Genomic DNA, 11,879 nt, shown 5'->3' with positions numbered 1-11,879 from the left:
TTCCTCTGTTCCCAAGCGTCAGTAAATTCGGGAAAACGTAATTTTGGTACACGTCTTTTTTCGTTATTCATTTTATTTTTCCTTAAATCAGGTTAAAAGTGCGGTTGGTTTTCGGCTAATTCTTTTTTCCGGTTTTAACGGTTCAAAATCCATGTTATACTTTCGCTCAAGTGGATTGGGGGTGCCTGGTCGGCGTTATAGCCTTGGTGAGTTTCATCGAGGCTTTTCGCTTTTTTAGGTTTCGGGAAAATGTTTTAACCCTCTCTGATCGAATCCTTCTCCTACTTTTTTACGGCCACCCTCGCAATAAAATTTCTCTTTTAATAAATCAAATGCTTGATTTGGTTGTTCAGGATGCAAAATGTGTTGCCCGATTGGTCTTGCTACTAAATCGGCTAGTTGTAATCCTGTTGAGTTTGTGCTTTTAGCTATAATCTTGATTGAAAAAGGTAAATTCTTCTTGAATTTATTTTCACCATCACAAATGCGACGAAATTCAATTTCCAGCTCTTTATCTTCTTTTTTACCACGGCTTTCCACTGCAACAAAGGTCAGTTTATCTTCTTGCCCTTTTTCTCTTACAAACTCGTATAAAGTTTCTAAACAATGTGTCAGTGAAAAGTGATAAGGGTGAATTTCTTTTTGCTTATTATGTAATTTTTGCTTTTCAATGACACAAGCAGCAAGAACAAAATTATTTTGATCAATAATATCGGATAATCTCTGAAGAAAATCATCTTTTTCTTCTTTTGACGTAAATATATTAAAGTCGCCTAACTCTTTTCTGATCTCTCGCTCGTGTAAAATTGCTAAATCATGACCGAAATAATCAAATTTTAGTTTTTGAATTACGGGTACAATCTTAGTTCTGTAATGTTCTTTGTAGAAAATACAAAATGCGAGAACAAAAACAGGATAGTGTTCATCAATCGATGTCAAGCTGTGATCTCCACTTTCATCAACATAAACAATAAAATCGCTAAAATCTTGTCTTGGCATATTATTCCCTCACAAATTCATCCGCCAGTTCATAGATTGCATTACGCAACTGATTGCGATATTTCATTTTGGTCAGTTTTTTTACCTCATCATTTTGGGCAAGTTCCGGATAGGTGATGCCCGCTTGTTTGATGAGTATCGTGAGCTGATCATTGTCATCTAAATCTTTTTGTTGAAATTGGTGTTTCGCAAAAAGTTGACGAAGTTGCGCGTTTGTTAGAATTTCTGTTAGCCCCCATTGCAGGCGGAAATCCAAAAATTGTTGGTCTTGGCTTGCGTAATTTGCCTGTTCGACAATGGAAACCCCGTCTTGTTTAAATGCATCTTTTAATTTGAAAAAACCTTTGGTGATCGCTTTCGCCGCACGGCTAATTCGACTTGCAAAACTACGATCTTCCAATCCATTGGCAAATTTTTCCAATTCTTTCTGAGTCTCTTTCGCTTTTTCGCTTTCACCTGCTTCAATTTGTTGGAGTAAGGTGGTGATTAACTCTGTTAAATAATCATAGTTAATTTCAACATCTTTCACGTGGGTCATTTTTAGCTCTATTTGCATCACCGGCACGTTTCGACTTTTTGCTAAATGGAGCTTGAGTTCGTTGGTCAAGGTGTTGGTGAGCATACTTTCTTCTTCACTATTCATGCCGAGTTCGTGAATCAGTTTATCAGGGTTTTCATAATCAAAGCCGGTGATTTCACCGTTTTCATTTTCTACAGAATATTGTTTTATTTTGGCGATATTTGCAGTATAGGTGCGTAATTGCTCAAACATTTCCCATTTTTTCGTTTCAGATGGTGGTAACTGAGTAAAGTTATCCGTTATTTCTCGGAGTGTTTTTACGATATTTTTTGTTTCATTGAGCAATTCTTCGTATTTTGGTGCGGTAATATTGTCTTTAATATTATTCGCTTTTCGCTCTTTATCAGATAATTTGGCAGAATCTTTATTGGCATAGATGGACAATGCTTCATTCATTAAATTTTCATTATGTGCAGGCCAGCGATAATTGATAATACGTCCCCAAGGTTTTTCCCGCATATCTGAAACTCGGTTTGTTCTTGAATAGGCTTGAATGAGTCCGGCACCTTTTAAAGTGCGGTCAACATAGAGCGTATTTAACTCAGGAGCGTCAAACCCTGTGAGCAGTTGATCGACTACAATGACAAGATCGAGATACTGTTTGTCTGCCGCGGTGCGATTTAATCGACTGGTGACATCTTGGGTGTATGCCGATACCTCAGACATCGTGAAATTGGTGTTAAATTCTTTGTTGTAGTGCTGAATCGCTTCAAATAGTCCTTGATTGGTTTCCTGCATCGTGTCGTTATTGCTTGTATTTTGGCTAAAAGTAACGGCGACTTTAAGCAAAAACTCGCCATTTTCCGACCGCACTTTATTAACACGTTGGAACTCACGAAAATACATCATTGCCATTGGCGTGCTGGCTTTGCCACCACCGACGTGGGTGGTCAGAAGGGCATTATATCGTCCTTGATTGCGTTTGTTGTCCCAATTTGAACGGTTTTTCCAATGTTTGAAAATATCGGCGACGACCAATTTTACGTGTTCTTCATTTTCATCGTAGAAACTCGGTTCAATATTGTCATCCATATCTTGTTGGGTTAAGTTGGCAATTTTCGAGGCAATTTGTTCTTCGCTCCAATCCGGATATTTATGGCGATAAAATTTCGGAAGATGATCTTCTTTCATACTTTTTTCGCTAATTGTGGTTTCAAAATCCACTTTAAACCCCAAGACATTACGATCTGCAATCGCTTCTCTAATGGTATAGGCGTGCAAGAGTTCTCCAAAAATATCTTCAGTTCGTAAGCCCTTTGTGGTTTCATCAAACATTGGCGTGCCGGTATAACCAATCCATGCGGAATGTTTAAATGCTTTTTGAATGGCACTGAAATTTTCGCTTCCGGTGGAACGGTGGGCTTCGTCTACAATAAAGACAATATTTTTTTCAGGTGCTTTGAAAGAGGCACGTTTAACCAAGGTATCCAGTTTCTGTACAGAGGTAATAATGATTTGACTACCTTTGCTGTGTAATTTGCGATTTAAATCCGTGGTGTTGTTGGTATCAAGTACAGTGCCTAAACTGTCTTCGGTCGCATCAGGATCATAAGCACGATAATTCTCATTGGTTTGAGTGGTTAATGCAATACGATCGACTAGAAACACGACTTTATCTACTTTTGGCGAGCGGCTTGCGAGCCAAGCGGTTTTAAAACTTGTGATGGTTTTGCCTGAGCCAGTGGTGTGCCAAATGTAGCCGAGTTTATTTAACGCTTGATCAAAATCTGCCCGTTTTAATTTATCCATTACACGGCGTGTGGCATAAACTTGATAAGGACGCATCACTTTTAGAGCTTGCTTGTTTGGAGTACCGTCTAAAATCATATAGTTAGTTGCCATTTGATGCGCCATAGGAATACTCAGCATAGAATCGGCAAATTCTTTCCATTTATAAACAGGTTTATTGTCCGATTGGCGTTGCCAGTTGAAGGCAAAATCTTTATTAAAACGCTCAGCGGTAGTATTTGCCATATATTTCACGTTATTAGGTGTGATAGCCACTAAGATTTGGAGTGTAGAAAAAATATCACTATATTGATTTTCTGCGATGTATTGATGCATTTGATTTAAGGCTTCATTAATATCCCGCGTTTCTTTTTTTTCTTCAATTTGAATAATTGGTAAGCCATTAATTAATAATGTCGTGTCAAAACAACGATTCTTTTTACCGGCAATGACAGCCGGACGTTCAATTTGATTCACAATTTGATATACCGTATCACCTGCGCCGATCTGTTTTTGGTCAAATACGGTTAAAAAAACATGTCGATCATCATCTAAATCAATCTCAATTTGTGATACCCCATTTGTGCCATAAAGAAACTGCCCTGCGGCATAAGGGGTGGATAGATTGGAGATCTTGCGTTTAACTTGCGCAAATTCCACCGCACTTAGAGGACGATTTAGGGTTTTTTGGTTAAGTTTTTCTAAAATTTGTTTGAAATTTCCCCATAAGTCTTCGGTTGTTTTTATATTAGGTTCATAATGCCAAAGTTTAGTGCGCACGATATAGTCTGCACTTGGTTCAGAAATCACATTTTCGGTAGCGGTGATCGTACCGGTACAAAGATATTCAATTAAGGCTTTTTCAAATTTTAATTCAGGCATTTTATTTGTCATTTTACGCTCGCTTTTTGTAATTGTGCCAATACAAGTTGTCTTTCAAGATGGGCAACTCGTTGTTTCAGATAGGTCAATTTTTGTTGTTTAAGGTAGATATTTCCTATAAGACGCTGTTTTGATAATGCTGGTAACTTGGGTAATTTGAGAGATTTGAGCTGTTTTGTTGTATATTTCAGCACTTGAGAGCCTTGTAAACCACAAGATAATTGTTTGTGAATACTCTGATTTTCGTTTAATAGATATACCAAATAACCTTGGTCAATCTGTGATTGTGGTATTAACTTGAGGTAATTTTGTGTATATAACAACTGATGATGCCACTCTCCGACTTGAGCGGCTTTCCCTGAAATTAAACTAAACACAACATCACCGGCAGAAAGGAGGCTAGTAATCCGATCAAAAGTTCTTACTTCTTTAGGTGAAATAGGATTATTTGATAGATATAGATCTTGTTCAAGATGGGCTTGGGAGTAAAAAGTATAAATGGGAGCATTTGTATCCATCGTTTCAGTTATGCGGAATTGGGCTTGACCGCCACAAATTTCCACTATATCGTTCAATTTCATTTGTAAATGTGCCTTGTTTAAATTACATGATGATAATTATAGGCGGAATTTGTATTATTGCAACATTATTTTGTAATTTTATTAAATTACGGTTTTTGTTATTTGTGAGAAGTAAATAATCGATTCATAGACTTGAATTTTCCAGAGTTCGCCGCCATATAAGCGTGCAAGTTTTTTCAAAGAAGGACAGAAGAATGACAACAATCGTCAGTGTGCGCCGTAACGGGCAAGTGGTGGTAGGAGGAGACGGACAAGTTTCTTTAGGCAATACCGTGATGAAAGGCAATGCAAGCAAGGTACGCCGTTTATACAATGGCAAGGTGTTAGCGGGTTTTGCGGGCGGAACGGCGGATGCTTTCACGCTGTTTGAATTATTTGAACGTAAGTTAGAAATGCACCAAGGGCATTTGTTGAAAAGTGCGGTGGAATTGGCGAAAGATTGGCGAACGGATCGGGCATTGCGTAAATTAGAGGCGATGTTGATTGTGGCGGATGAAAAAGAAAGCCTGATTATCACCGGAATCGGCGATGTGGTACAACCGGAAGAGGATCAAATTTTAGCCATTGGTTCCGGTGGCAATTACGCACTATCCGCTGCACGTGCATTAGTCGAAAACACGAATCTTTCTGCCCGTGAAATTGTCGAAAAATCATTAAAAATTGCAGGTGATATTTGTGTGTTCACCAACACCAATTTCACTATTGAAGAATTACCGAATTAAGGAAAATATTATGTCTGAAATGACTCCTCGAGAAATTGTTTCTGAATTAGATCAACACATTATTGGGCAGGCAGATGCTAAAAGAGCAGTCGCTATTGCACTTCGTAATCGTTGGCGCCGTATGCAACTTCAAGAACCGCTACGCCATGAAGTTACCCCTAAAAATATTCTGATGATTGGACCAACAGGGGTGGGGAAAACCGAAATTGCCCGCCGTTTGGCAAAATTAGCCAATGCCCCTTTCATTAAAGTGGAAGCCACCAAATTTACCGAAGTGGGTTATGTGGGAAAAGAAGTGGATTCCATTATTCGTGATTTAACGGATAGTGCAATGAAATTGGTTCGCCAGCAAGAAATTGCGAAAAATCGAGCGAAGGCAGAAGATGCCGCGGAAGAACGTATTCTTGATGCGTTATTACCACCGGCAAAAAATCAATGGGGCGAAGTCGAGAACCAAGATAGCAATAGTGGTACGCGTCAGGCATTCCGTAAAAAATTACGTGAAGGTCAGTTAGACGATAAAGAAATTGAGATTGATGTTTCAGCCGGTGTTTCTATGGGCGTGGAAATTATGGCACCGCCGGGCATGGAAGAAATGACAAACCAATTACAATCTATGTTTCAAAATCTCGGTAGTGAAAAAACCAAAAAGCGCAAAATGAAAATTAAAGATGCGTTGAAAACCTTGATTGATGATGAAGCGGCAAAATTGATTAATCCGGAAGAATTGAAACAAAAAGCTATTGAGGCAGTGGAGCAAAACGGTATCGTATTTATTGATGAGATTGATAAAATCTGCAAAAAAGGTGAATACAGCGGCGCGGATGTTTCCCGTGAAGGGGTACAACGTGATTTGCTCCCGTTGGTGGAAGGCTCAACGGTCAGCACCAAGCATGGTATGGTGAAAACGGATCATATTTTATTTATTGCATCCGGTGCGTTCCAAGTGGCGCGTCCTTCGGATTTAATCCCAGAATTACAAGGACGTTTGCCGATTCGTGTGGAACTTTCCGCCCTAAGTGCGGCTGATTTTGAGCGTATTTTAACGGAACCTAATGCATCGCTTACCGAGCAATATAAAGCCTTAATGGCAACGGAAGGGGTGGATATTGAATTTACTCAAGATGCGGTGAAAAAAATCGCCGAAGCAGCATTCCGTGTCAATGAAAAAACGGAAAATATCGGTGCCCGTCGTTTACATACGGTGATGGAGCGTTTGATGGATAAAATCTCCTTTAATGCGAGTGATATGAATGGTCAAACCGTGAATATTGATGAGGCCTATGTGGCGGACGCCTTGGGTGAAGTTGTCGAAAACGAAGATTTGAGCCGTTTTATTCTCTAATTAATTTTTAAGAGAAAAAGGTCTAGCAAACGCTAGACCTTTCTTTTTTAATTGAACGTATTACATTGGCTCGGGTTGCCTGTTTGTAGTCCTTTTCTAAACCAAGTTAGGCGTTGGGCGGAGGTGCCATGGGTAAAGCTATCCGGAACCACATAGCCTTGTCCGCGTTTTTGTAGGCGATCATCCCCCACCGCTTCCGCCGCATTAAAGGCTTTTTCTTCATCCCCTCGTTCAAATAAACCACTTTTCACCGCTTGATTTGCCCAAACGCCGGCAAAACAATCCGCTTGTAGTTCCAATTTTACTGAAAGTTGATTAGCCGTTTTGCGATCGGTACTTTGTTGTGCGCGGTGAACTTGTCCTAAGACGCCGAGTAAGTTTTGCACATGATGCCCTACCTCGTGAGCAATAACATAGGCAAATGCTGAATCACCGGCCGCGCCCAATTTATTTTTCATATCATTATAAAAAGAGAGATCGAGGTAAACTTTGTGATCATTCGGACAGTAAAAAGGCCCCATTGCCGATTGTCCCGTACCACAAGCAGTAGAGGTTGCGCCTCTGTATAGCACCATTACGGGTTCTTGATATTGATAACCCATTTGTTTGAAGTAATTTCCCCACACGGCTTCGGTATCCGCTAACACGACTTTTGATAAACCGGCAAGTTGCTGTTCTTCGTGGGTTTCTAATCGTTGGGAGGATTGACCTGAAAAATCAGGCGTACCGACCAAACCGGATAAATCAACGCCATAATAAGCTCCGACCAATAAAATAATAAATCCTAAAATACCGGCGCCTTTTCCTCCGCCAAAATTACCTCCGGAACCCCGTCTGTCTTCAATATTTGAACTCTCTCTTCTACCTTGCCAACGCATAATCGCCTCTTTACCTATGATTAAAAATGAGTGCATTCTACCAAAGTGCGGTCAGCTTTAAAGCCTTTTTGCTGAAAGATTTACAAGTATTTACGCAGTGTTTTATGGACTTCCTCATCATTTTTCAGTATCGTAAGGGGCGAAATTCACAACTGAAAAGGAGTAAAACATGGGCTTATTTGATTTTGTTGGCGATATTGGCAGAAAACTTTTTTCTAAAGAGGAAGAAGCATCGAAAGCGGTGACACAGCACATTGCAGAAGATAATCCCGGTGTAGAAAATCTTTCCGTTACCGTTGAAAATGGGGTGGCAAATATTCAAGGTGTCGCTTCTACTGCGGCAGCTTTGGAAAAAGCGGTGTTAATGGCGGGAAACATTCAAGGTATTACTTCCGTTACCAGCGATGCTACCATCAGTAGTGGTGAAACTTTAGCTTCTGACGATACTTTCTATGTGATTCAAAAAGGTGATACCCTTTGGAAAATTGCAGAAAAAACTTATGGTAACGGGGCAAAATACACCGCGATTGTTGAAGCCAATAAAGAGGTGATTAAAGACGCGGATAAAATTTTCCCAGGGCAAAAAATTCGCTTGCCGAAAGATTTATAAGAACTTAAAAGTGCGGTCAGTTTCCACCGCACTTTTTTATTGCTAAAAATTGTTGATAAATTCGTCAAAATGGGATGGATTTGAGGCGGTTTATTGACTTTCTATCGACTGGTTGATTTTATTTCGTTATAATTCGCCAGTTTTTTATCGCTATTATTTTTTAACAACGTGTTCGGTGAGAGTTTGGCCGAGCGCAAAAATAAATTGAGGTTACAAATGTCATTAAATATTGAAACAACCCAAGGTTTAGAGCGCCGTGTGGCTATCACCGTTCCTGCGGAAACTGTTGAAAAGGCAACACGTGAAGAATTTAAACGTGCGGCAAAAAATGTGCGTGTGGATGGATTCCGTAAAGGTAAAGTGCCTGCACACATTATTGAACAACGTTTTGGCGCATCAATTCGTCAAGATGTATTAAACGATTTATTACCACGCTATTTCTTTGATGCGGTGATTGCAGAGAAAATTAATATTGCAGGTCGTCCGACTTTTGCAATCGAAACCTTTGAACAAGGCAAAGATTTGGTATTTAACGCTACTTTTGAAGTGTATCCTGAAGTGCAATTACAAGGTTTAGAAAATATCAAAGTTGAAAAACCAACCGTTGAAATTAAAGATGCAGACATTGATAAAATGGTCGATGTGTTACGTAAACAGCAAGCAACTTGGGCGGAAAGCCAAGATGTGGCAAAAGTAGATGATCGTGTAACAATTGATTTTATCGGTTCTATTGATGGCGAAGAGTTTGAGGGCGGAAAAGCCTCCGATTTCGTTTTATTCATGGGACAAGGTCGTATGATCCCGGGCTTTGAAGAGGGTATCGTAGGTCATAAAGCTGGTGAGCAATTTGATATTGATGTGACTTTCCCGGCGGAATATCACGCGGAGAATTTGAAAGGTAAAGCGGCTAAATTCGCCATTACTCTGAAAAAAGTTGAAAACATTGTACTGCCTGAGTTAACCGATGAATTTGTGGCTAAATTTGGTCCTAATACCAAAACAGTTGAAGATTTACGCGCAGAAATCCGTAAAAATATGGAACGTGAATTGAAAAATGCCTTAGTTTCTCGCGTGAAACAACAAGTTATCAACGGTTTAATTGAACAAAATCCGATTGACGTACCGTCTTCCGCTGTTGAAGAAGAAATTAACGTGTTACGTAACCAAGCAGCGCAACGTTTTGGGGGAAATGCACAACAGGCCGCACAATTACCTCGTGAATTATTTGAAGCGGATGCAAAACGTCGTGTTCAAGTCGGTTTATTATTCTCAGAAGTGATCAAATCAAATGAATTGAAAGCAGATGAGGAACGTGCTAAAGCAATGGTTGCAGATATTGCTTCCGCGTATGAACAACCGGCTGAAGTGGTTGAATATTACAGCAAAAATGAAGAGTTAATGAATAATATTCGCAATGTTGTGTTAGAAGAACAAGCCGTTGATGCGGTTCTTGCAAAAGCACAAGTGACCGAAAAAGCATCTTCATTTGATGAAATTATGAATCCACAAGCTTAATTTTCATTGATTAAAAAGTGCGGTCGTTATTTTTAGAAGAACGGCCGCATTTTTATTTGTAGCGGTTTCAGGTAGAATATTCAGAATTTTTAGACATAATAATAGGTGAGAAAATGGCATTAGTTCCTATGGTCGTAGAACAAACTTCACGTGGAGAGCGTTCTTACGATATTTATTCCCGTTTATTAAAAGAGCGTGTGATTTTTTTAACAGGTGAAGTGGAAGATCGCATGGCAAATTTAATCGTTGCCCAGTTATTGTTTTTAGAGTCGGAAGATCCGACAAAGGACATCAATATTTATATTAATTCCCCGGGAGGCTCTGTAACTGCCGGAATGGCAATTTATGATACGATGCAATTTGTTAAATCAGATATACGTACACTTTGTATCGGTCAGGCGTGTTCTATGGGCGCTTTCTTATTAGCCGGAGGAACGGCCGGTAAACGGGCGGCTTTGCCGAATTCACGAGTGATGATTCATCAGCCTCTAGGTGGATATCGTGGTCAGGCATCGGATATTCAGATTCACGCACAAGAAATTTTGAAAATTAAACATACCTTAAATGATCGTCTAGCATTTCATACAGGACAAAGTATTGAACGAATTGAACGAGACACGGATCGTGATAATTTTATGTCTGCTGAGGAAGCCAAAGCCTATGGCTTAGTGGATGAGGTGTTGATTAAACGTTAAGGATTGAAGATGACAACAGAACATAAAGATTTACATTGCTCTTTTTGTGGCAAAGAAAAAAGCGAAGTTGATAAATTGATTGCCGGAACAGAGGGCTACATCTGTAACGAGTGCATTGAGCTCTGTCATTCAATGTTGGAAGACAATAATGAAGAGGGGAGCGAAAATGTGGTTGAAAATGAGATCAAGCTGCCGACACCTCATGAAATTCGTGCGCATTTAGACGATTATGTGATTGGTCAGGATTATGCGAAGAAAGTGCTTTCTGTGGCGGTGTATAATCACTATAAACGCTTACGCTCCAATCATGAAAATAATGAAGTAGAGTTAGGTAAAAGTAATATTTTACTGATTGGGCCGACAGGGAGTGGTAAAACACTGCTTGCGCAAACTTTGGCTCGTCAATTGAATGTGCCTTTTGCGATGGCTGATGCCACCACTTTGACCGAGGCGGGTTATGTTGGAGAGGATGTTGAAAATGTGCTCCAAAAACTGCTACAAAATTGTGATTACGATACTGAAAAAGCAGAGCAAGGTATCATTTATATTGATGAGATTGATAAAATTAGCCGTAAATCAGAAGGTGCGTCAATTACGCGTGATGTGTCGGGTGAAGGCGTACAGCAAGCGTTATTAAAACTGATTGAAGGAACGATAGCATCAGTACCTCCACAAGGGGGGCGTAAACATCCTCAACAAGAAATGTTGAAAGTGGATACGTCAAAGATTTTGTTTATTTGTGGTGGGGCATTTGCAGGATTAGACAAAATTATTTCTAAGCGTACTCAAACTGCAACAAGTATTGGTTTTGATGCAAAAGTGGAGAAAGAGGCAGAAGATCAAGTTTTGTCTGAATTATTCCGTCAAGTGGAGCCGGACGATTTAATGAAATTTGGATTAATTCCTGAATTTATTGGACGTTTACCGGTGATTGCCCCCCTAAGTGAATTAGATGAAGAGGCATTGGTACAAATTCTTACACAGCCTAAAAATGCATTAATCAAGCAGTTCCAAGCATTGTTTGGTTTAGAAAAGGTGGAATTAGAGTTTACCCCTGAAGCATTGAATGCTATGGCTAAAAAAGCACTTGAGCGTAAAACCGGTGCTCGAGGTTTACGTTCAATTGTTGAAACCTTATTACTTGATACGATGTATGATTTGCCTTCTATTGAGAACCTTGAAAAAGTGGTTGTTGATGAAGCTAGTGTGCTTGAAGATCAGGCACCGAAATTGGTTTATCATTCTTAAGGTTTATTTAAGTAAGAAAGTGCGGTTGATTTTTTCATTATTTTGATGTTCTTTATTTTTCAATAGGCAATCTAAAAAGAAAATGCTACAATCGCA

General features: G+C 39.5%; 10 protein-coding genes. 6 read left to right on the top strand and 4 right to left on the bottom strand.

What is annotated here, in order from left to right; translation table 11 throughout:
• Positions 1-234 precede the first annotated feature (234 nt).
• Genes BKK54_RS08155 through BKK54_RS08145 form a run of 3 tightly spaced genes read right to left on the bottom strand, consistent with a single transcriptional unit; the run spans position 235 to position 4,770 of the window.
• On the bottom strand, positions 235-999 hold the full coding sequence (locus BKK54_RS08155; RefSeq protein WP_077542591.1) for a DUF3800 domain-containing protein: 765 nt from the start codon (positions 997-999) through the stop codon (positions 235-237).
• 1 nt (position 1,000) lies between these two features.
• Positions 1,001-4,201, bottom strand: a complete 3,201-nt coding sequence (locus BKK54_RS08150) for a type I restriction endonuclease subunit R (RefSeq protein WP_077542590.1) — start codon at positions 4,199-4,201, stop codon at positions 1,001-1,003.
• Positions 4,198-4,770 carry a restriction endonuclease subunit S gene (locus BKK54_RS08145; protein WP_077542589.1) on the bottom strand — a complete coding sequence of 191 codons (573 nt, stop codon included), beginning with the start codon at positions 4,768-4,770 and terminating at the stop codon, positions 4,198-4,200. Before BKK54_RS08145 ends, BKK54_RS08150 begins: the two co-directional genes overlap by 4 nt.
• 194 nt (positions 4,771-4,964) lie before the next feature.
• Here BKK54_RS08145 and hslV point away from each other — a divergent pair, with 194 nt between their 5' ends.
• Complete coding sequence (hslV, locus tag BKK54_RS08140; RefSeq protein WP_077542588.1) at positions 4,965-5,492, top strand: ATP-dependent protease subunit HslV; 528 nt, start codon at positions 4,965-4,967, stop codon at positions 5,490-5,492.
• 10 nt (positions 5,493-5,502) lie between these two features.
• On the top strand, positions 5,503-6,837 hold the full coding sequence (gene hslU, locus BKK54_RS08135; RefSeq protein ID WP_077542587.1) for an HslU--HslV peptidase ATPase subunit: 1,335 nt from the start codon (positions 5,503-5,505) through the stop codon (positions 6,835-6,837).
• A gap of 47 nt (positions 6,838-6,884) precedes the next feature.
• Here hslU and ypfJ read toward each other — a convergent pair whose 3' ends face one another.
• Positions 6,885-7,715, bottom strand: coding sequence for a KPN_02809 family neutral zinc metallopeptidase (ypfJ, locus tag BKK54_RS08130; protein ID WP_077542586.1), 831 nt, complete (start codon positions 7,713-7,715; stop codon positions 6,885-6,887).
• 169 nt (positions 7,716-7,884) lie between these two features.
• Between ypfJ and lysM the strand changes: the two genes are divergently transcribed.
• From lysM to clpX, 4 genes are all read left to right on the top strand, one after another.
• Positions 7,885-8,325 (top strand): peptidoglycan-binding protein LysM, encoded by a 441-nt coding sequence (lysM, locus tag BKK54_RS08125; RefSeq protein WP_077542585.1) that lies wholly within the window; start codon positions 7,885-7,887, stop codon positions 8,323-8,325.
• 216 nt (positions 8,326-8,541) lie between these two features.
• Complete coding sequence (tig, locus tag BKK54_RS08120) at positions 8,542-9,840, top strand: trigger factor (RefSeq protein ID WP_077542584.1); 1,299 nt, start codon at positions 8,542-8,544, stop codon at positions 9,838-9,840.
• Positions 9,841-9,953: 113 nt separating this feature from the next.
• On the top strand, positions 9,954-10,535 hold the full coding sequence (gene clpP, locus BKK54_RS08115) for an ATP-dependent Clp endopeptidase proteolytic subunit ClpP (RefSeq protein ID WP_077542583.1): 582 nt from the start codon (positions 9,954-9,956) through the stop codon (positions 10,533-10,535).
• Positions 10,536-10,544: 9 nt separating this feature from the next.
• On the top strand, positions 10,545-11,783 hold the full coding sequence (gene clpX, locus BKK54_RS08110; RefSeq protein WP_077542582.1) for an ATP-dependent protease ATP-binding subunit ClpX: 1,239 nt from the start codon (positions 10,545-10,547) through the stop codon (positions 11,781-11,783).
• The last annotated feature ends 96 nt before the right edge of the window (positions 11,784-11,879 follow it).

It is taken from the genome of Rodentibacter genomosp. 1 (genome assembly GCF_001999285.1).
Classification (GTDB): Bacteria; Pseudomonadota; Gammaproteobacteria; order Enterobacterales; family Pasteurellaceae; genus Rodentibacter.
This window is presented reverse-complemented; position numbering and strand designations above follow the sequence as displayed.